Origin of the sequence: Plantactinospora soyae (assembly GCF_014874095.1) — a bacterium.
In the GTDB taxonomy this organism is placed as follows: domain Bacteria; phylum Actinomycetota; class Actinomycetes; order Mycobacteriales; family Micromonosporaceae; genus Plantactinospora; species Plantactinospora soyae.
This window is the reverse complement of sequence record NZ_JADBEB010000001.1, coordinates 5,201,214-5,220,053: the sequence shown is the minus strand read 5'-3', so window position 1 is coordinate 5,220,053 and position 18,840 is coordinate 5,201,214. Positions and strand designations below refer to the sequence as shown.

Here is an 18,840-nt window from a genome sequence, read left to right as displayed (position 1 = left end):
CACCGAGGAGTCCCCCATGCCCCGTCCACGTCGAGTACCGAGACGCCTGTGCGTCACGCTCGCCACCTTCGCCCTGGCCATCGCCGCCGGCGCCGTGGCTATCACCGTCGCGGCACCACCGGTCGCCGCCGCGCCGTGCAACGGTTACGTGGGACTGACCTACGACGACGGCCCCAACGCCGGCACCACCAACGCGCTGCTCAACGCGCTCACCTCGGCCGGCGCACGGGCCACCTTCTTCAACATCGGGCAGAAGGCACAGCAGAACCAGGCGCTGGTCCGGGCGCAGCAGTCGGCCGGCATGTGGATCGGGAACCACAGTTGGACCCACCCGCACCTGACCCAGATGAGCGCCGCCCAGATGACCTCGGAGCTCAGCCAGACCCAGCAGGCCATCCAGCAGGCCACCGGTAGCGCACCCCGGCTGTTCCGTCCTCCGTACGGCGAGACCAACGCGACGCTCAAGTCGGTCGAAGCCCAGCTCGGCCTCACCGAGGTGCTGTGGAGCGTGGATTCCCAGGACTGGAACGGCGCGAGTACCAGCCAGATCGTCCAGGCCGCGTCCACGCTCCAGAACGGCGGCGTGATCCTGATGCACGACGGCTACCAGACCACCATCAACGCGATAGCGCAGATCGTCGCCAACCTCAGCAGCCGCGGCCTCTGCCCCGGGATGATTTCCCCGAGCACCGGCCGTGCCGTCGCGCCCGACGGCACCCAGCCGACCAACCCACCCACCAATCCCCCGACCAACCCACCCACGAACCCGCCGACCAACCCGCCCACGAACCCGCCCACCCAGGGCGGTTGCTCCGCCGGGGTGACACTCAACTCCTGGAACGGCGGCTTCGTCGCCACCGTACGGGTGACGGCCGGCTCGTCCGGCACCAACGGCTGGACCGTGAGCATGACCCTGCCGTCCGGAGCCGCGATCACGAGCTCCTGGAACACCCAACGCAGCGGCACCAGTGGCGCCGTGACGTTCACCAACGTGAGCTTCAACGGCCGGATCGCCGCTGGTCAGTCGACCGAGTTCGGCTTCCAGGGCACCGGCAGCGGATCGGGCATGACACCGTCCTGCCGAGCCACCTGATCCCACTGCCCGGCAACGGCCGGTGCGGCGGGCGGTTCCGTCCGCAGCACCGGCCGTCCGTCGTCAGCCCCGTCGTCGTCAGCCCCGTCGTCGTCAGCCCCGTCCCTCGTCATCGACCGGTGACGACGACGGTGACGAGTGCCGATCAGCGCCGTGCCGGGTACCACCCACGCATCGCGGCCCAGGATTCCCATGGCGAAGATCATCGGAATCGGGGTAGCCGCTATGGTGCAGAGTGGAATGATCACGTGGCGCCAGGCGGGCGCCCGGTGGCCGGCAGGGAGCCGCTGATGCTGGGACGAGACCTTGACGGAGCGCAGGAGTGGGTCCGCTCCTGGACGGCCCAGGTGTCCGCACGCGCTGCGGCGGCCACCGAAATGTCGGACCGGGTCGCCACCGTCACCGCCTCGGCGACCGGCGCGGACGGAGCCGTACGGGTGACCGTGGCCTCGTCCGGCGTGCTGACCGGCCTGGAACTCGACGACCGGGTACAGCGGTTGACGTCCTCGGCGCTGGCCAGGGTCATCATGGCGACGATCGCCAAGGCCCAGTCCAGACTGGCCGGCGAGCTGACCTCGGTGGTACGGGAGACGGTGGGCGTGGAGTCCGAGACCGGGCAGGCGGTGCTGGAGTCGTACGTCCGGCGCTTTCCGGAGCCGCAGGACCCGTCGGACGAAGCCGGGAACGACGACTACCGTCGGGACGTGCGCCGTGACCGGTGACGGCGAGATGCGGGTGCCGGTTCCGGCGGTGCAACGGCACGCAGGATCTGCGGACACCGCCGCGGACGGGATCGAGAACGGCCGCGCCGCCGCGGCACATGTGCAGATGGGCGCGGAGGCGTACGGGCAGATCTGTGCGTTCCTGCCCGGCCTGATCAACCCGTTGGCCGATCGGACGGTGGCGGCCCTCGGCGAACTGACCTCGGGCCTGCGCGAGACCGCGACCCGGCTGCGCACCGTGGCCAGTACGGCAGAATCGACCGACACCGCGAGCGCCCAGCGGGTGACGGCGAGCGGTCGGCGGATCGAGCTGCCGCTGTGACGGACGTGGCAGCCAACCCGCTGATCGCGGCCCGCCAGGACTCGACCGAGTGGTACACCGGGCTGGGCCTTGTCGAGAGCGTCGCCGACACGGTCGCCGGGATCGAGTCCGGTAGCTGGATCGACGCCACCATCGGCGGCGTCTCCGCCGGGCTGGACGCCCTCGGCGCGGTGCTCGATCCACTGGGTTCGCTGGTGAGCTGGGGCGTGGCATGGCTACTGGACCACGTCAAGCCGTTGTCGGACGCGCTGGACTGGCTCGCCGGTGACCCGGACCAGATCACCGCGTTCGCGCAGACCTGGCGGAACGTGGCGGCCAACTCCGCCGACGTCGCCGCCGAGTTTCAGGCGGCGCTCGCGACCGAGATCAGCGAGTGGGGTGGGGCCTCGGCGGAGGCGTACCGGTCGTACGCGGCCACGCAGCTCCAGGCGATGGACGGCATCGGGCGCGGAGCCGGCGGGGTCGGCACCCTGGTCGAGGCGGCCGGGCTGCTGGTGGCGCTGGTCCGGGAGATGGTCCGGGATCTGATCGCAGACTTCGTCTCGGTGCTGGCGGTACGCCTGCCGATGTGGCTCGCCGAGGCCGGCCTGACGCTGGGTCTGGCCACCCCGCTGGTGGTGGCTCAGGTGGGCAGCCTGGTGGCGAAGTGGGTGGCCCGGATCGGCAAGGTCGTCACCGCACTGATCACCAGCCTGCGTCGGCTGGCACCGATGCTCTCCCGGCTCGGCGACCTGATCGACGAACTCTCCGACCTGGTCCGTCGGCTCGGCAATCGCGGCGGTACGGACTCGGCGACGCCTCCCGTACTGCACTCACGATCCGGGGCGGTGTCCAATCGGCAGGTGATGGACGAGGGGCTCGGACTGCCGCGCGACCGGGAGACGATCGAGCGGTACGCCGAGTTGGCCGGCGTCGACCTGCGCGGGGTGAACATCGACGTCATCGAGACCCCGGACGACATCGCCTACCTGGACTTCATGGGCGCGATCGCGCGTACCGACGCGGACGGGGTGCAACTCGGCCCCGCCGCCTTCATCGACGAGGAAACCCTGGTCCGGACGCTCGGCCATGAGAGCATCCACGTCGAGCAGTACCGCGAGGGGCGGGTTACCAGCAACACCGGCCCACTCGAGGACGAGGCGTACGCGTCCGAGGACCGGTTCGTGGAGGAATGGCGGAGGAACACCCAGTGAGCGACCAGGAACGGGCGGAACTGCGGGTGGAGTTCGTCCACCGCCTCGCCAGCCGCAACCTTCTGATGCTGTCCGGGCGACGCGCCGGTGGACATCTCGCGGTCGGCGACGCGGTGACGATCCGGACACCGGCCGGGGAGAGCATCCGGACCACCATCAGGACGGTCGAGCTGCACGGGCGACCGGGTATGACGACGGTGGGCGTCGAGTCCGGTGCCGGCGAGGTCCCGGCCGGTTCCGTCCTCTACACCGCCTGAGCCCCGCCACCGGTTCGGCCATAGGCGCGGTGGGCCCGGCCGCTGGCACAATGGCCGGTCTCGCCACTGCAGCCGGATGGGGTGCCAAGGATGACGACCGACGAACTGGTGGTGCCGGACGAGAGAACCGTGCCGCTGCTGCCCTGCGTGTCAGCCGAGGACACTCTCGCGTTCTGGCGTGCGCTCGGGTTCGAGGTGATCTGGGAGCAGCGGAAGCCCTACGTGTATCTGGCGTTCCGGTGGAGCGGGTTCGAGCTGCACTACGGGTCCGCGTCCGCCGGCCTCGATCCGTCGTTGGAGAACACCGGTGGTTGCATGGTGATGGTCGGGGCGGTCGCCCCGTACCACGCGGCGTTCGTGGCGGCGATGCGGAAGACGTACGGGAAGGTTCTTGGCAAGGGGTTGCCCCGGATCACCCGCTACCGGCCCGGCGCGTCCCGATTCAGCATCGTCGATCCCTCCGGGAACTCGATCATCTTCATCCGGCGCGACGAACCGCAGGAACTGGAGTACGGCGGCTCGAAGCGGCTGACGGGACTGGCCAAGGTCCTGGACAACGCGCGGATCCTGCGTGAGTTCAAGACCGACGACCTGGCCGCGTTCCGGGCACTCAATTCCGGGCTGCGCCGGCACGCGGGAACGGCCTCCGCCGTCGAACGGGCCACGGCGCTGGCCGCGCTGATCGAGTTGTCGATCGCGTTGAACGAGCCCGACCGGGTACCCGGATGGGGTTCCCAGCTCCGGGAGATCCCGCTGAGCGCGCAGGAGCGGCAGCAGGTGGAACACGCCGTCGCCGATCCTGGCGTCCTTTCGGGGTGGCTGCCGGACGGGACCTGACCCGGCCGGGTCCCGTCGACGCGTCAACCCGGGCAGAGCGCATTGCCCGGCCCTGCGTGCGTGAATATCGCGTAAATCGGCGCCAACGTTCTTGAATCGACCTCTACATTGAGATATGTCTATGGATATGTCTCACTCGTAAGGGGGTCTACGATGAGCACAATTCGACGCGCCGTGGGCGCGTCCGCGCTGACCATGGCATGCGTGGTGGCGCTCGTACCGGTGGTCCACGCACCACCAGCAAGCGCCCAGGATGGCGCACAATGGGCGATGGGCGGACACGACATCAGCAACACCCGGTCGAATCCGGCCGAACAACTTCTCGACCCGTCGAGCGTGGGCGACCTGGAGGTCGACTGGACCGCCACCACCAGCGGCGACGTATCCGCGACGCCGGCCGTCGTCGACGGCGCCGTCTACTTCCCCGACTGGGGTGGGACGTTCTGGAAGGTCGACGCGGAGTCCGGCGAGGTGATCTGGTCCCGCTCGGTTCCCGAGTACGCCGGCATCCCGGACACCTTCGCCCGGACCAGCCCGCTCGTGGCGGGCGACACCGCCTACATCGGCACCCAGGCCGGTGGCCGCCTGCTGGCGATCGACACCGAGACCGGCGACCTGCGCTGGAACACCGCGATGGACCCGCACCCGGACGCGATACTCACCTCGTCGCCGGCCATCTACGCGGGTGTCATCTACCAGGGCGTCTCCTCACTGGAGTTCCTCCAGGCCGGCGACCCGGCGTACGACTGCTGCACGTTCCGGGGCAGCCTGGTGGCGATCGACGCCGCCAGCGGGGAGGTGCTGTGGAAGAGCCACACCCTCCCGGAACAGGAGGGCCCGGGCGGCGACATCTTCAGCGGCGCGTCGGTCTGGGGCAGTACCCCCACCATCGACCCGGGAAGCAACACGGTCTTCGTCGGTACCGGCCAGAACTACTCGATCCCGCAGAGCGCCCAGGAGTGCCAGACCAACGGCGGTACCCCGCAGGAGTGCCTGCCGCCATGGAACGCCAAGGACTCGATTCTCGCGATGGACCTGACCACGGGTGAGATCAAGTGGTCGACCGGGCCGTCCCGCTTCGACGCCTGGAACCTGGCCTGCATACCCGGCTTTCCGCCGAACAACTGCCCGAACCCCGGCCCGGACCACGACACCAGTGACGGCACCCACCTGTTCACCATTCCCGGTCCGGACGGTCAGCCCCGCCGGGCCGTCGGCGCCGGTCAGAAGAGCGGCGAGTTCTGGATGCTCGACGCCGTGACCGGAGAGATCATCTGGAGCGCGTCGGTCGGGCCGGGTTCGGTGCTGGGCGGCATCGAGTGGGGCACCGCCAACGACGGCGAGCGGATCTTCTTCGCCGAGACCGACTACGACCGGGAGCCGTACGAGCTGCCCAACGGCGAAACCATCGACTACAGCTCCTTCGGGGCGCTGGACGTGGCGACCGGTGAGATCCTCTGGCAGGTACCCGAACCACACGGCGGCCTGGCGGTCGGTCCCGCCACCACGGCGAACGGGGTGGTCTACTACGGCTCCCTGAACGGCTACATGTACGCGTTGGACGCCGCCACGGGTGAGGTGCTGTGGGAGTACCAGGGCGCGGGCGCCTCGAATGCCGGCCCCGCGATCGTCGACGGCACGCTCTACTGGGGTAACGGCTACCAACGTCTCGGCGCCACCAGCACCACGTTCTACGCATTCTCGCTCCCCGCCGGCCCGACCACGCCACCCAGCACGCCGCCGACCACGCCACCCACGGCAGCCCCGACAACGCCGCCCACCACTCCCCCGACCACTGCCCCGGCTTCGGCCTGCACGGTCGCGTACCGGATCGTCAGTCAGTGGCCGGGCGGCTTCCAGGGGGAAGTGGCGGTGCGGGCCGGCGCCGCCGCGGTCGACGGCTGGACGGTACGGTGGACCTTCCCCGGCGGTCAACGGATCAGCCAACTCTGGAACGGCTCAGTCGCCGGCAACGGTGACGACGTCACGGTTCGCAACGCCGCCTACAACGGCCGCCTGAGCGCGAACGGCAGCACCACGTTCGGCTTCCTCGCCAATTGGAACGGCAGCAACACGCCACCGGCCTCGCCCACCTGTACCAGTCCCTGAGGCTGAGGTCGTCCGGCCAGCAGCCGGCCCCGCCCGGACCGTCGTCAGTTGGGGTGCGGTGATGCGATTCCAGGTCACCACCAGCTATCGCGACTGTTCCGGGGGTACGGGCGGGGGGGCGGCTGCGCCCGTCGGAGTACGTCGATCGGCCTCGCACTGCCGGCACCGCTCTCGCTCACCCTTGGCCCGGAAAAAATTTGTGGACAATCGGTGAGATGGCAGGTGGGCCTCGTTACCGATCAGCGATCGGTGCCGTGGGATCTGTCGCTGGGCTCCGCGAGCAGATCGTCGAGCTGCCCCTCGGTCTGCTCGACCAGTTCCTGCCGCTGCGTCTCGTCCAGCGTTTCGTAGTGCGACCAGAACCGGCCGAAGGCATCACCCAACTCGGAGCCGTACGCGTCGGACGTGGCGGCGACGCGTAGATCCTGCTGTCCGCTGAGCACGTTCTCCGCCATCTCCCGGAGCGGGCCCGATGGCCCGTCGGCAAGTTTGGTGAGACTGGCCCGAAGCAACTTGGCGATCCGTGGATCGTCACCGGCGATCTCATAGACGCTGTCATGCATGGTCAGTGCACCCCCACTGAGTCGGGGACCATCGGGTGACGGTAGGAGGTGTATCCGGACATGTTCTGGATCGTCACATCCCGCAGACGGGTGACCTGCGCCTCGATCATTCCGACAGCACCCTGTACAAGTCCGTAGAGGGCCTGTATCGCCTTGGTGGCCTGCGCCCACATATGCAAAATGTTGGCCACCTCGACGGCGGCCACCCCGTAACCGACGACCGCCCCCACACCCGACACCGCCGTGACCGTTCCGGCCGCCGCCGCGATCCCGGCAACGATCGCCGCGTCGATCATCGACTTGATAATGCCGCTTACGGCCTCGCACGTGCTCCAGACACCATGTGCGATCTCGCCGAACCTCTTGGCCATTTCTTTCAACGGATCGTGCATGTCGGCGGCCCCGTGCGCCAGGCGGGTGAAGTGTGTGAAGGCCATGTCGGCGGCCCGGCCAGTCCAGTCGTCGCGAAGCGCTATCGCCCCGCCCTGGACGTTGTAGCCCAGGTCCTGCATGGCCTCGCCGGCACGACCGAGCGCCACTCCACCTCTGGCGATGGACTGCCAGTCACCGGCGAAGTGCTCCAGGACCCGCTCCAGGGGGTTGAACCCGAGCACCTCCTGGAAACCCTTCAGCGCCCAGCTCGAAATACTGAGGTTGTCCATGAACCCCAGCGGGTGGGAGTATTCGACGTCTGCGACCGGAATAAGCCGACCGTTCGGGTCGCGGCTGTCTGTGAAGGACGGTGGGCAGGGATCTGCCGCCCACTGCTGGTCGAGCCGGGAGTCTCTGGCCGGAGGTCGGCCCGCGGTGAGCGAGCCGTCCATCCGAGCTGCGGAAGCCGAATCCGCAGTCCGATAGTATCTGGCCGCAGACATCAAGCCGGTCTCACTAGCCCCCAGTACCTCCGAGACCCTGGTCGTCGCACCGATCGCAGCCGTCATAGCTTCGCCGTGAGAAGATCCGATCGCATAGATGAGACCGCCGCCATCGAGACCAGTCGGGGTCGGAAAGCCTCCGAGGTAGTCCTTGACGGCGGCACTGTCCTCCGCGGCCCGGCTCACCTGCCTCGCGTAGCCGTCCAATGAATCCGGTTGCACCGCAAGGCTCATGCCCTCTCCCCGTATCCCTACTTGGCAAGCGATATAGCCAGCGCGACCCCAACTAGTCCCACAACTGTCATGACCGCCGACCACAGGCTGAACAGGCGCGACTGGGACGTTTCGGGTGCACGGTAGACACCAATTGCCAGTCCCCCGCCAATGACACACGCAATCTGCCCCGGCAGAGCAGGCGAGATCTCGCCCGGGGCGATCATGATGTAGAGCATCAAGAGGCCGAACGCTATTGAAACATCCGCCGCCCTTCTTCGAAGCGCGTGGATGTACTCACTTTCGTCCGACAATGAAGCGCTCCCTGCGTCAGAGTTGAGCCAAAGATAGCAGCCGGCGTCCAGAGTCACTGTCCTCTACCGACGGTCACCGAAGGGGCAGCCGACGGGGTGCGGCTGGACGTACCGCCTAGACCGCGACCGATGCGTCCGGGGTAGGCATCTGGGCCTGTTCGTAGAACCAGCCGAGATGTTCGAGTAACGCGTCGCGGGCCGTCGGATCAACGAGGACCTCCAAGGGAAAGCCAGGGCGAAGAGCGATCTTCGCGGCGGCGATATCCACGCCCGGAAGCTGATTCAACCGCTGCCGAAGCTCCTCCCGAAGGGTGACGTCGTCGAACGGCGTACGGACGCTCAGGTGCTGGAACACGATCTCGAACTTTCCGCTCGGGTAGATCGCCGCGGGCCAGATGTTGCCGAGTTCGTGCTCCTTGCCCCGTGCCAGCAGGAAGCACGAGGTTTCCCCGCCGCTGCCGTAGCCAAGGGTCCCGCCCATCCCGGTCCAGGCCTCGAGAACGGCGAGGGTCGCGTTGGCCACCTTCGGACTCTGTAGGTCTGTCAGCTGCTCGACGAACCGGTCGGCGTACGGGAGGTCCCGATTCGAGCGCGGACCGGGCAGATCCCCCGGCGTCATGCCGGCCAACTGCGCCAGCTCCTCGGCGACGATCCGCTGCGCCTGGTTGGCCCGCTCATACCTGTCGAACTCCACGCCTTCGGCCCGCAGCAGATCCCGAGGATCCTCGGTACGGGTCGGGTCTGCCCACCGGAAGCCGGGTGAGACGGTGCCTTCGACCTGGAGGACCCGGTGCGCGTTCGGGGCCGGGTAGGTGGCGAGCCGGGCGCCGACAGGCACCGGGTGGCTGCCGATCAGTGCGGCAACGTCGCCGTACGTGGTCCAGGAACCGGCGGGAAGCTCGGCGAGTGCCTTGTGCATGAGGTCCCAGAGCACCGCCGACCTGTTGTCCGCCTCCTCGGTGCTGGGCCCCGGCCAGATCGAGATGATGCGGTCGGCCAGGGAATCGGCGCGGGCGTGGATCTCGCCGCGTCCCCAGCGGACCTGGGCGGCGATCTCCTGGTTCAGGGCGATCCCGCTCTTTGCCAGTTTGACGCGCTTCACCGCGAACGAGCTGTTGCTCAGTTCGGAGTTGTAGCCGGTGAGGGTCAGGTTTCCGAGCGTGTGGACCAGGGCGTCATGCGCCTCGGCGAAGTTCTCCTCGGGCCCGAGGTCGCTGCCCAACATCTGCCGCCACTCCGTGGTGGCTGTTTGCGGCATCACGTGCTCGACGGTCAGCGAGTCCAGCGCCACCGCTTCCTTGCTGCCGTACGACTCCTCCAGCCACTGGAGCACCAGATTGCGCTGATGCGGGCGGCCGTTCAGGTAGTAGGGCATCGACGGCACTGCGGTACGGACGCTGGAATCGGTGGCGTAGTGCTTCCGGCCGGCCGACAGGTATGCCCGAACCGCCTCGTCGACCGGCAGTTCCTCGCTCATCTCGGTGACGATCGAGAGAAGGATACGGTTGATGTTGGCGGTGGCCCGGCCGATGACGAGACGCCGGACGAAGAAGCTCTCGACGTACAGCATCGCCGAGGCGATCTGTGCGGAGGTCGCCGTCTGCTGCTCCCGACGGTCGAGCAGGTGCAGCAGGAGCGGGTAGACGGTGGTCGTACCCCAGGCGCTCAGTCGCTCGAGTCGCCGCCGTACGCCGGGGTCCTGCTCTTCGCTCGGATGGAGGATGGTCCCGAGGAGGGCTCCGAGGCGGCTGAAACGCCGCACCTCCGCCTCGATCTCCTCCTCGGATCGCATCCGGTTGAGCCGGTCCCGCTGCCCGGAGTAGATGTCCGTCTGCTTGACCCGGGCGTCCCGCTGCACCAGGTCGAGCCAGAAGAGCAGCTCAAGCTCGTTGGAGGTCAGCTTCTTCTGGAGTGGAAGCCACAGGGAGTGGTAGACGGCCTCGCCTCGGGTGGGCAGCCGCATGAAGAGGTAGTTGCGCAGCAGATCAGCCTGGGTGAGTTTCCGCCCGGTGTTGTTGAGAGACTCGAAGATCCGATAAACGTTGTCGCCCGGCTGCGCGGTGACCGAGACCAGTCCCAGTCCCGAGATGACGGCGTCCTCGATGCGTTCGATGTCGAGGGGGTCGTCCGGGTCGTCGGCGGCGGCGAGCTGCGCGGTAAAGAACCGGTACGCCGCACCGACCTGGTCGCTACCGCCCGCCTGTGGAGTCGCGTCCAGGCAGGCCAGGTAGGCGGCCCGGTCGGCCTGGGTGGGTACGAGCTTTGAGCGGTGCTGCTCCGGTTTCCATTTGTTGATCAGGTACTGCTGGTCGATCCGGTCCCGGTGCTCGGGGTGCTCGTGTTCGGCGCGGTGGTCGCGGATGGCGCAGAGCAGGAGGGACAGGGTGGTGAGCCGTTGCTGGCCGTCCACCACCAGAAACTCCTGAACGCCCGCCGGACCGTTCGCGGGGCTGGGCGCCAGTACAACGGAGCCGATGAAGTGCGTTCCGCTCGCTCCGGCAGCCCGGTCCTCCACCATCTTGAGGATGTCCTCCCACAGGCGCTCGAACTGCTCCGTGGTCCACGAATACGTACGCTGGTACAGCGGCACCTGATACTGCTTCGAGCCCTCCAACAACTCTTGCAGCGTCGTCTCCCGTGCCGCCACCATATTGATCTCCCGTCTCGTGTGGACATGCCTTCGAGCCGGGGCAAGACAATCAGGTGGTGGTCCGCGTGGCAACGTACGTCAGGACAGGAACTCCACCCAATGGTGGACGAGGTGTAGGCGTCGCGTAGCCACCGTGCTGAGGCGGGTCAGCGATGCAGCACAGCCGTCAGTCCCGTCTGCTGTTGTGGCCAGAGCCCGCGTACGTGATCCAAACAGGTCATGCTTCGATCACCACTCTCACCAGGATCATGCCGGCCAGGCCCATCGCGGCGAAGACCACCGCGGCGACGAGCAGGCGACGGGCCAGCGCGGGTTGGTCGCCCACCAGATAGGTGACGATGCCGAAGGCCCCGCCGACAACACTCAACGACATCGGGACCAGCGTCGTAGGCGTGACGTCGCCCGAGAGAATCAGGAACCCTGAGACAACCGCGAAGAAGATCGGGACGTTCGCGAGCGCGTTGCGAAACAGACGAAGGGAACTCTCCCGCAGTGCCGCGACCTCCTGCTGATACCTCTGGAGGGGGTCCTGTCCCGACTTGGAACCTCGTCGCCCTACGCTACGTCGTGGTTGCTCTGGGCTCATCGCAGGCACGATAGCAACGTCGAGCGTCACCGGCCGCCCGTCGGTTAATCAGGTACGACGGCTCCCTGGTGTCGGAGGGCCGCCGAGGTTGATTCCGCCGTGTACGTCCCGCGCCTGCACCACGTTTCCGCTGACGTCGCCCGAGACCGAGTTGACCACGCCGCCCTGTTCTACGGTGACGGCCGCATGTGCCCGGACCCAGCGACTGCGGAACTCCTCCGCGAAGGCCGGGTCGGCGCCAGACTCCTGGCCCAGGAGATCGGCGAGTCGGCTCAGGGCGGCCGGAGTCGGCTGTTCACGGAACGCGACGTCGACCACCGCCCGCTCGACCGGCCGATCCCGGAACCGCTCCCGTACGTACGAGATCAACGACTGCACGGCGGACCGACCGCCCTCGGCGAGTTCGGTCGTCGCCCAGGAGACCAGCGTTGCGACTGCGGTGACCGTGACGGGATCTGCCATTCGCAACACCTCCGGAGGGTGGCCCGCCTGGACATCACCACAGCCCTGTCGGCGCGGGCAGTCAGCTCATCAATGTTACGTTAGGTGCTCACTCAATGACACATCCTCGGAGGTCGCAATGGGTGAAAGGCGATGGGAGGCGGATCCATCAGCGGAGCTGTCCCGACGCTGGGGAAAGTCCTCGCACGAGTTGGGGAACACGTCCGGCGACGGCAGCTGCCCGGACATCTGGGAGCTGGCCAACGGTGACGTCGCGGTGATCGGGCAGGACCTGACGGAGGCATACCGGACCAGGCTTCCCGACGGGGTTTCGGTCGATCCTGGTGAACGGCTGGTTATCATCCCGCGATCCACGATCATCGCGGCCAAGGTGGACATACCTGATGCATGACCTGTTTGCCGGTGCTCCCGGCGAGCGGCTGAGCCTCGGGGAGTACTGGGCCGACTTCGAGCAACGGTTCTGGGCGATCACCGCACCGGGTTTCTGGAAGCTGGAACGGCAGCAGACGTTCAAGGAACCCGGCGATGACGGCTGGCAGGCATTCGCCGCCGGGCGGTGGACGGAATCGCTCGGGATCCTCGACGGCCGACGTGCCGAGTTCGCGGACTACTACCGCGGGATCGCCGAGCGTGGATTCCACACTCGCCGGGTCCGGGTGGTCGAGAAGCCGTTCACGCCCTACCTCCAGTGGGAACTGCACGTACTCCGGCTGCGTCATGAGTACGGCGGGCTGACCCGGGTGGTCGGCCCAGATCGGGTCTCCGGGTACGAGGCGAGCGGGCCGCTGCCGGAGATCTACACGCTCGGCAGCGACGTGATGTACGAGGCGATCTACGACGATGACGGGGTGTTGACAGCGGCTCAGCGGTGGCTGGACCGAGACCTGGTGGTTCGGTGTCAGCGGTTCGTCGCCGACCTCTACCGCGACGGAGAGCCCTTGGACGAGTTCTTCGACCGGGAGGTTGCGTCCCTGGAGCCACCCGGCGGGCAGTGACGGATGGGCCTCGGGACGCCGGGCGGCGACGAGCGGGACGCCCATCAGGTGAACCGTTCCGAACTGACCGGGCCGGCCGATCTGGTGCAGGCCCGAGATGTCCACGGCGGTGTGCACTTCCACGGATCGGAGCGGGAAGCATCCGAGCCTCCTCCACGGCAGCTTCCCGGCGATGTACGAGGCTTCGTGAACCGGCTCGACGAATTGTCGGTCCTCGACTTGGTGCTGACCGACGAACAAGGGAACGCTCCCGACCTCACCCTCTTCGTGATCGCCGGCACCGCCGGGGTAGGAAAGACCTCACTCGCCCTGCGCTGGGCGCACAGCGTCCGCGATCGCTTCCCTGACGGGCAGCTCTACGTCAACCTGCGGGGATACGACCCTGGGGCACCGGTGACGCCGGCACAGGTACTCGACCGCTTCCTCCGCGCCCTCGGAGTCCCCGCTACGGCGATCCCGCCGGATCCCGAGGACCGGGCTGCCCTGTACCGCTCTCGGATCGCCGACCGACGCGTGCTGGTGGTGCTGGACAACGCCGCCACCGTCGGGCAGGTACGTCCACTGCTCCCCGGCACCGACAGTTGCCTGGTAATCGTCACCAGCCGGAGCCGGCTCTCCGGGCTCGTGGCCCGCGATGGTGGACGCCGGCTGACCCTGCGTGTCTTGCCGGAGGATGACGCCGTCGCCCTACTCCACAATGTCACGGCGAACTACCGCCGCGACGACGATCCCGACGACCTGGGTGAGCTGGCGCGGCTCTGCGCCCGACTGCCGCTCGCGCTCCGCATCGCCGCCGAGCGGGCAGCGAGCCGACCCTTCATGCCGCTTCAGGAGTTGATCCGGGATCTGCGGGACGAGTCGGCGCTCTGGGACGCCCTGACTGCCGAGGACGATGAGGAAGCGGACGCGGTTCGTACGGTCTTCGCCTGGTCGTACCGCGCACTGCCGGACGGGGCAGCCCGGCTGTTCCGGCTGCTGGGGCTACACCCCGGACCAGACTTCAGCACGGAGGCGGCAGGGGCACTCTGCGGCGCGTCGGGCCCCGAGGTCCGACAGCTACTCGACGTACTCGTCGGAGTGCACCTGCTCGAACAACACGCGCCTGGGCGTTATCAACTACATGACCTGCTCCGCGCCTACGCCTTGGACCAGGTGCGACAGCACGAAAGCGAGGAGGCGTCGCAGGCCGCCCTGCGACGGGTACTCGACTGGTACCTACACACTGCGGACTCGGCGCTGGCGAAGGTCCTGCCCTTCAGCCGGACGCCGCCCACGACTCCTCCCACCGACATCACGGCACTGACCTTCGCCGGCAACGCCGAGGCCGCAGCCTGGTTCGAGGTGGAGCACGACAACCTTGTCGCCTCGACCCGGTCCGCAGCGACGGCGGACCTGCACCACATCACCTGGCAGCTCGCCGCCGTGCTGCGAAACGTCTTCATGCACCAGAACGCCTTCGACAGCTGGCTGACGACCGGCCGCCTCGGTCTGGCAGCCGCCCGCGCGCTCCGCGACCGGTACGCCGAGGCGGAGATGCGAGAGGGCCTCGGGAAGGCCCACTTCCAGGCGCGTCAGTTGGCGGAGTCCGCCGAGTACCACCGGGCCGCGCTGGAGATCCGGCGCGAACTCGGAGACCGGTTCGGCATTGCCGTCTCCATCAACGCTCTTGGGCTGCTCGGCCTGCGGCACCGCCGACTCGCCGACGCTCTCGTCCACTTCCGAGGCAGTCTGGGAATCTTCGAGCAGCTCGGCGAGCGACGCTGGACGGCGCTGCTGCACAGCAACCTGGCCGAGGCCCACTACGAGGTCGGCGATCTGACCGAGGCGGGCGAGTTGCTGGACCGCGCGATCGTCGTACAGCGGGAGATCGGCGACCGTGGCCAGGAGGGGAACTCGCTGTTCTTCCTGAGTATGACTTTGCGGGAGCAGGGGCGGGTCAGTGAGGCGCTGACCGCCATCGAGGCGGCGCTGCTGATCGCCCGGAAGGCCGGCAACGCGGTCTGGCTCGCCCACTGGTTGGTGGAGTACGCCCGGGTTCTACGGGCACTGGGCCGGCCGACCGAGGCGCTGGAATCCCTACACGAGGCGGCGACGCGGCAACGAGCGATCGGCGACCGCGGCCGCGAGGCGATGGCTCTCGACGGCACCGGCGAGGCGTACCGGGATCTCGGCCAGCCCGGCGAGGCGGTCAGGTTCCACCTGCGCGCGGCGGCGGTCCATCGCGAACTGGGCGACGACTGGCAGCTGGCCATCACGCTCGATCACCTCGCCATCGCCCTCGTCGACGCTGGGCGGTCGGAGGAGGCAGCCCGCCATCGGCGCGAGGCCCGGTCGCGCCTGGCCCGGTTCGACGACTCCCGAGCGATCGCCTTACGCGTCCGGTTGAACGGTTCGCTGGTCGACCCGGCGGGTTGACCGACAGCCGTCTTCAGCAGTACCAGACGTCAGCCCTTCCACCTCTGCACTGCCAAGAAGCCCTGCGGTCACGACGTCGGCGCGACGACCTGGGCCTCGACATGCATCCCGGCGACGACTCTATCCTCCTATCAAGCCTCCCAGATCTCCGAGATCTGGGAGAAGAGTTGGGAGTTCACAGTGCGTCGAATCGAGATCGACGACGAGGTCTACGCACATCTGGAAGAGCACGCTCGGGGTTTCGAGCAGCCCAATGACGTCTTGCGACGTCGACTGCTGGAACCCACTGGCAGTTTTCGCCCCCGCCCAGCACATACCTCCTCGTCATCCGTGCCGGGGGCGCTCGCGGACCTAATTGCGAAGGGAGCAATCAACCCCGGGGACACCCTCAGCCACGTTCAGGTACGCAAGGGCCGGAAGTTCTCCGGGGTGGTCGAGGGAGATGGCTGGATAAAGACCGAGGTCGACCGCTACAAAAACCCGTCCCCCGCTCTCGGTCAACTGCTAGGAACATCCATCAATGGTTGGGCCAACTGGACTCATGACGCCTCTGGAAAGACGCTGGGACGACTCTCCAGCTAAAATGGTGGCTCGGGACGCAGCCGCCGCTGACCTGCGAGCGGTGGTCGCCTCTCCTAGCCGGTGACGCAGTATCGGAGTGGACCAACGACGTCTCCCCGGGGCAGAGCCCCACCACGCCCCGGGGAGACGCACATGTGCGATGGAGCCGCCAAGGAGTCACCGCCAGCCGCTTCCGCGATTCTTCCGCAGCTGCGGTCGGTGGGCGCGGCTGCGGCAGTCTGGGCAGCTCAGCGTGGCCCCACACTGCCCGCACCAGCGCGACTTCACCCTGAACAGGAACAGACCAGCGGCGAAGGCAAGCACCGCGACCGCCGCCAGCATGATTAACGAGTCCACTGTCGTCCCCTCCCTGGTTCGGCCGTCAACCGGCGGCACCAGACCCGCGCCACCCGCTGCGGCACGGTCCGCTCCCGCCCCCGTCGGGGACGGGTGCGGTGACAAGTTCGCTGTGCGTCGCCGTGCCGCCCGGTGGCCTTCCGCTCGACGGGTGCCGTTCATCGACGGATCCGGCGGGTGCAGGGGCCGTCATGGTCGGCCCGCAACAGGCAATGCCGCCCGTTCGGCAGCACCGTGTCGCAGAAGGTGCGATGCCGTACGCCCGGGTCCGTCTCCTCGGAGACGGTGGTGGCGCGCGGGTCGACCTGTGGCAGGAAGGTCACCGACCGGGCCACCACCCGGGCCAGCCGGATCGCCGCACCGAGGTCGGCCGCGACCACAGGCAGGTGTACGACGTAGCGCATCACCGGCCTTCCCACCTGTTGCCCGTTCCGGCCTGCCGGGACTGCCACCGTCGGAGCGTCTCCCCGAGTCGGGCCGTCTCCTGCTGGCTGCGGGCCAGGGCGTCGTGCACGGCGGCCAGGTCGACGGCCACCCGCTCCAGGAACTCGCGCACCTCGGCCGGGTCGAGTCCGCGCTTGCCGAACCGCGCCGGCCGGAACCGCCGCTCGCGCACCTGCCAAGGCATCAGGGTCGGACGGCCGGTGCCGGGGTAGGGAACCCCGCTGCGCCCTCGCGCTGGTCGGTGGCTGTGCTCACCCATTGCCGGACCGCCTTCCTGTCGTCGCATCGGATGGGTCCGCCCGCCCCTGGAAGGCCGGCCCATTCCGCTCTGCCCCACAGCTCCGCCCGCTGTATGGGAGGCAGGGCTGCTTCACGGTTGATAGGTGCGGAGCGCGGCGGCCAATCGGGGGAGTCGAAGGATGACCGCCGCGCCGGTAGCCATCCTGTGACAGTCCGGAGTAGCTTCGCAACGTTCTAAACCGTAATTTCTCCTCCAGAACTTGACTTTTTTTACTGAAACCCCTAAATGTTGCAGAGGGGCGAGTCATGACGTTGCTGGATGGAACCAGGGAGGGTCCAGATGGCAGAGGACATTGGTTCGACCGTGCCCCGCAGACAGCTTGGCCGACTGCTCCGACAATTTCGGACCGAGGCCGGGGTCACCTTGGACGCCGCCGCCGACGAGCTTGAATACAGTCGGCAGAAGATCTGGCGCATCGAGTCCGGCATGGGCGCCGTCCGGGTACTGGACGTGAAGGCGATGTGCGAGCTGTACGGGGTGACAGCAGAGATGACCAACGCGATGCGCGGGCTCGCCGTCGAGACCAGGTCCAAGGGCTGGTGGCACGCGTACGGGGACGCCGTCCCGAGCTGGTTCGAGCTGTACGTCGGCCTCGAAGCTGCCGCCTCACACCTCCGGCGGTATGACGAGAGCCTGATTCCCGGTCCGCTGCAAACAAAGGAGTATGCGGAGGCGATCTACCGACTCGACCGACCCACGATCAGCGAGGAGGAGCTGAACCGCTTGGTGGAGGTCCGACTGCAGCGGCAAGCCTTACTCACTCGTCGACTGCCCAAGCCGCCCCGGCTGGAGGCAGCGCTCTCCGAGTCGGTGTTACGCCGAGCCGTCGGGAGTCCAAGGGTAATGTCCGACCAGCTCGAACATGTGCTTGAGATGGTCGAGCTGCCGAACGTGTCCATCCGGGTAACACCGCTCGCCGCCGGTCCGCATGCCGGTGCCGTCGCAGGCTCCTTCGTGATCCTGGACTTCCCGGCCGGCAAGGGCGGCCGAGCCGAGGCCGAGCCCTCAGTGCTCTACAGCGAGTCGCTGACCGGGGCGCTCTACCTTGAGAAGCCGGATGAGCTGCGGGCGTACGAGGACGCCTGGAAGAGCCTGGATGCACTGGCCCTTAATGAGTCAGAATCGAAGCAAATGATCAAAGGAATCATTGGGGAGATACGGCATGACTGACTTGACCCGCGCCCAGTGGCGCAAGAGTACCCGCAGCGGCGGCAACGGAGGTGACTGCGTCGAGATCGCCGACAACCTTCCAGACGTAGTCGCCGTACGCGACAGCAAGGACCCACTCGGGCCTGCGCTGACCCTCGCCCCGAGCAATTGGGGCGTCTTCGTCACGGCCGTCAAGACCGGCCGACTTGCCCGCCATGACTGACCCGGCCGGCGCCCAGTGGCGCAAGAGCACCCGCAGCGGCGACAACGGCGGCAACTGCATCGAGATCGCCGACAACCTTCCAGACGTGGTCGCCGTACGTGACAGCAAGGATCCGGCGGGTCCCGGCACTGACCTTCCGGCCCGGCCGCTGGGCCAGTTTCGTCACCTCCTGCAAGGCGGGATGCCATCGGCGTTGAGG

Annotated in this window: 21 protein-coding genes and 1 pseudogene; 14 read left to right on the top strand and 8 right to left on the bottom strand. The window is 67.9% G+C overall.

What is annotated here, in order from left to right:
• The first annotated feature begins 16 nt into the window (after positions 1–16).
• The 7 genes from H4W31_RS23195 to H4W31_RS23165 all read left to right on the top strand — a co-directional run bounded on the left by H4W31_RS23195 (position 17) and on the right by H4W31_RS23165 (position 6,533).
• Positions 17–1,093, top strand: a complete 1,077-nt coding sequence (locus H4W31_RS23195; RefSeq protein ID WP_192768580.1) for a polysaccharide deacetylase family protein — start codon at positions 17–19, stop codon at positions 1,091–1,093.
• Between the two features lie 290 nt (positions 1,094–1,383).
• Positions 1,384–1,815, top strand: coding sequence for a YbaB/EbfC family nucleoid-associated protein (locus tag H4W31_RS23190; RefSeq protein WP_192768579.1), 432 nt, complete (start codon positions 1,384–1,386; stop codon positions 1,813–1,815).
• Positions 1,805–2,137, top strand: coding sequence for an ESX-1 secretion-associated protein (locus tag H4W31_RS23185; RefSeq protein WP_192768578.1), 333 nt, complete (start codon positions 1,805–1,807; stop codon positions 2,135–2,137). Before H4W31_RS23190 ends, H4W31_RS23185 begins: the two co-directional genes overlap by 11 nt.
• Positions 2,134–3,330 (top strand): WXG100 family type VII secretion target, encoded by a 1,197-nt coding sequence (locus H4W31_RS23180; protein ID WP_318783358.1) that lies wholly within the window; start codon positions 2,134–2,136, stop codon positions 3,328–3,330. Before H4W31_RS23185 ends, H4W31_RS23180 begins: the two co-directional genes overlap by 4 nt.
• A complete protein-coding gene (locus H4W31_RS23175) occupies positions 3,327–3,587 on the top strand; it encodes a hypothetical protein (RefSeq protein ID WP_192768577.1) in 261 nt (86 codons plus the stop codon). Before H4W31_RS23180 ends, H4W31_RS23175 begins: the two co-directional genes overlap by 4 nt.
• A 90-nt stretch (positions 3,588–3,677) precedes the next feature.
• Positions 3,678–4,424: a VOC family protein gene (locus H4W31_RS23170; RefSeq protein WP_192768576.1), complete on the top strand. Its 747-nt coding sequence runs from the start codon at positions 3,678–3,680 to the stop codon at positions 4,422–4,424.
• A 153-nt stretch (positions 4,425–4,577) separates the two neighbouring features.
• The gene (locus H4W31_RS23165; protein WP_192768575.1) at positions 4,578–6,533 is read left to right on the top strand and encodes an outer membrane protein assembly factor BamB family protein; all 1,956 of its coding nucleotides are present in this window, start codon (positions 4,578–4,580) and stop codon (positions 6,531–6,533) included.
• Positions 6,534–6,772: 239 nt separating this feature from the next.
• Here H4W31_RS23165 and H4W31_RS23160 read toward each other — a convergent pair whose 3' ends face one another.
• The 6 genes from H4W31_RS23160 to H4W31_RS23135 all read right to left on the bottom strand — a co-directional run bounded on the left by H4W31_RS23160 (position 6,773) and on the right by H4W31_RS23135 (position 12,196).
• Positions 6,773–7,096: a hypothetical protein gene (locus H4W31_RS23160; protein ID WP_192768574.1), complete on the bottom strand. Its 324-nt coding sequence runs from the start codon at positions 7,094–7,096 to the stop codon at positions 6,773–6,775.
• A 2-nt stretch (positions 7,097–7,098) separates the two neighbouring features.
• Positions 7,099–8,205 carry a hypothetical protein gene (locus tag H4W31_RS23155; protein WP_192768573.1) on the bottom strand — a complete coding sequence of 369 codons (1,107 nt, stop codon included), beginning with the start codon at positions 8,203–8,205 and terminating at the stop codon, positions 7,099–7,101.
• A 17-nt stretch (positions 8,206–8,222) separates the two neighbouring features.
• Complete coding sequence (locus H4W31_RS23150) at positions 8,223–8,498, bottom strand: hypothetical protein (RefSeq protein ID WP_192768572.1); 276 nt, start codon at positions 8,496–8,498, stop codon at positions 8,223–8,225.
• Positions 8,499–8,613: 115 nt separating this feature from the next.
• Positions 8,614–11,148: a GmrSD restriction endonuclease domain-containing protein gene (locus H4W31_RS23145; RefSeq protein WP_192768571.1), complete on the bottom strand. Its 2,535-nt coding sequence runs from the start codon at positions 11,146–11,148 to the stop codon at positions 8,614–8,616.
• A gap of 217 nt (positions 11,149–11,365) precedes the next feature.
• A complete protein-coding gene (locus H4W31_RS23140) occupies positions 11,366–11,734 on the bottom strand; it encodes a hypothetical protein (protein WP_192768570.1) in 369 nt (122 codons plus the stop codon).
• A 48-nt stretch (positions 11,735–11,782) separates the two neighbouring features.
• Positions 11,783–12,196 (bottom strand): hypothetical protein, encoded by a 414-nt coding sequence (locus H4W31_RS23135; RefSeq protein ID WP_192768569.1) that lies wholly within the window; start codon positions 12,194–12,196, stop codon positions 11,783–11,785.
• A gap of 118 nt (positions 12,197–12,314) precedes the next feature.
• Between H4W31_RS23135 and H4W31_RS23130 the strand changes: the two genes are divergently transcribed.
• The 4 genes from H4W31_RS23130 to H4W31_RS23115 all read left to right on the top strand — a co-directional run bounded on the left by H4W31_RS23130 (position 12,315) and on the right by H4W31_RS23115 (position 16,188).
• Positions 12,315–12,587, top strand: coding sequence for a hypothetical protein (locus H4W31_RS23130; RefSeq protein WP_192768568.1), 273 nt, complete (start codon positions 12,315–12,317; stop codon positions 12,585–12,587).
• The gene (locus H4W31_RS23125) at positions 12,580–13,191 is read left to right on the top strand and encodes a DUF6879 family protein (RefSeq protein WP_192768567.1); all 612 of its coding nucleotides are present in this window, start codon (positions 12,580–12,582) and stop codon (positions 13,189–13,191) included. The genes H4W31_RS23130 and H4W31_RS23125 overlap by 8 nt, the downstream gene beginning before the upstream one ends.
• A gap of 3 nt (positions 13,192–13,194) precedes the next feature.
• Positions 13,195–15,606 carry an ATP-binding protein gene (locus H4W31_RS23120; RefSeq protein ID WP_192768566.1) on the top strand — a complete coding sequence of 804 codons (2,412 nt, stop codon included), beginning with the start codon at positions 13,195–13,197 and terminating at the stop codon, positions 15,604–15,606.
• 180 nt (positions 15,607–15,786) lie between these two features.
• Positions 15,787–16,188, top strand: a complete 402-nt coding sequence (locus tag H4W31_RS23115) for a restriction system modified-DNA reader domain-containing protein (RefSeq protein ID WP_192768565.1) — start codon at positions 15,787–15,789, stop codon at positions 16,186–16,188.
• Between the two features lie 494 nt (positions 16,189–16,682).
• On the opposite strand, the gene H4W31_RS23110 is transcribed toward H4W31_RS23115, so the two are convergent.
• A complete protein-coding gene (locus H4W31_RS23110; protein ID WP_192768564.1) occupies positions 16,683–16,928 on the bottom strand; it encodes a hypothetical protein in 246 nt (81 codons plus the stop codon).
• Positions 16,928–17,140, bottom strand: a complete 213-nt coding sequence (locus H4W31_RS23105) for a DivIVA domain-containing protein (RefSeq protein ID WP_404825614.1) — start codon at positions 17,138–17,140, stop codon at positions 16,928–16,930. The genes H4W31_RS23110 and H4W31_RS23105 overlap by 1 nt, the downstream gene beginning before the upstream one ends.
• Positions 17,141–17,548: 408 nt before the next feature.
• On the opposite strand from H4W31_RS23105, the gene H4W31_RS23100 reads away from it, so the two are divergent.
• The 3 genes and pseudogenes from H4W31_RS23100 (at position 17,549) to H4W31_RS23090 (ending at position 18,838) form a co-directional block, all read left to right on the top strand.
• The gene (locus H4W31_RS23100; RefSeq protein WP_192768562.1) at positions 17,549–18,439 is read left to right on the top strand and encodes a helix-turn-helix domain-containing protein; all 891 of its coding nucleotides are present in this window, start codon (positions 17,549–17,551) and stop codon (positions 18,437–18,439) included.
• Entirely contained in the window at positions 18,432–18,641 is a 210-nt protein-coding gene (locus tag H4W31_RS23095; RefSeq protein ID WP_192768561.1) for a DUF397 domain-containing protein, read from the top strand. The genes H4W31_RS23100 and H4W31_RS23095 overlap by 8 nt, the downstream gene beginning before the upstream one ends.
• Positions 18,634–18,838: pseudogene (locus tag H4W31_RS23090) on the top strand (DUF397 domain-containing protein). Before H4W31_RS23095 ends, H4W31_RS23090 begins: the two are co-directional and overlap by 8 nt.
• Positions 18,839–18,840: the final 2 nt, after the last annotated feature.

Bases quoted from the DNA above. Each gene is read 5' to 3' on its own strand.
- H4W31_RS23165 (WP_192768575.1), top strand. From the start codon at position 4,578: ATGAGCACAATTCGACGCGCCGTGGGCGCGTCCGCGCTGACCATGGCA.
- H4W31_RS23100 (WP_192768562.1), top strand. From the start codon at position 17,549: ATGGCAGAGGACATTGGTTCGACCGTGCCCCGCAGACAGCTTGGCCGA.
- H4W31_RS23195 (WP_192768580.1), top strand. From the start codon at position 17: ATGCCCCGTCCACGTCGAGTACCGAGACGCCTGTGCGTCACGCTCGCC.
- H4W31_RS23145 (WP_192768571.1), bottom strand. From the start codon at position 11,148: ATGGTGGCGGCACGGGAGACGACGCTGCAAGAGTTGTTGGAGGGCTCG.
- H4W31_RS23160 (WP_192768574.1), bottom strand. From the start codon at position 7,096: ATGCATGACAGCGTCTATGAGATCGCCGGTGACGATCCACGGATCGCC.
- H4W31_RS23170 (WP_192768576.1), top strand. From the start codon at position 3,678: ATGACGACCGACGAACTGGTGGTGCCGGACGAGAGAACCGTGCCGCTG.
- H4W31_RS23155 (WP_192768573.1), bottom strand. From the start codon at position 8,205: ATGAGCCTTGCGGTGCAACCGGATTCATTGGACGGCTACGCGAGGCAG.
- H4W31_RS23190 (WP_192768579.1), top strand. From the start codon at position 1,384: ATGCTGGGACGAGACCTTGACGGAGCGCAGGAGTGGGTCCGCTCCTGG.
- H4W31_RS23135 (WP_192768569.1), bottom strand. From the start codon at position 12,196: ATGGCAGATCCCGTCACGGTCACCGCAGTCGCAACGCTGGTCTCCTGG.
- H4W31_RS23125 (WP_192768567.1), top strand. From the start codon at position 12,580: ATGCATGACCTGTTTGCCGGTGCTCCCGGCGAGCGGCTGAGCCTCGGG.
- H4W31_RS23120 (WP_192768566.1), top strand. From the start codon at position 13,195: ATGGGCCTCGGGACGCCGGGCGGCGACGAGCGGGACGCCCATCAGGTG.
- H4W31_RS23110 (WP_192768564.1), bottom strand. From the start codon at position 16,928: ATGCGCTACGTCGTACACCTGCCTGTGGTCGCGGCCGACCTCGGTGCG.
- H4W31_RS23130 (WP_192768568.1), top strand. From the start codon at position 12,315: ATGGGTGAAAGGCGATGGGAGGCGGATCCATCAGCGGAGCTGTCCCGA.
- H4W31_RS23140 (WP_192768570.1), bottom strand. From the start codon at position 11,734: ATGAGCCCAGAGCAACCACGACGTAGCGTAGGGCGACGAGGTTCCAAG.
- H4W31_RS23095 (WP_192768561.1), top strand. From the start codon at position 18,432: ATGACTGACTTGACCCGCGCCCAGTGGCGCAAGAGTACCCGCAGCGGC.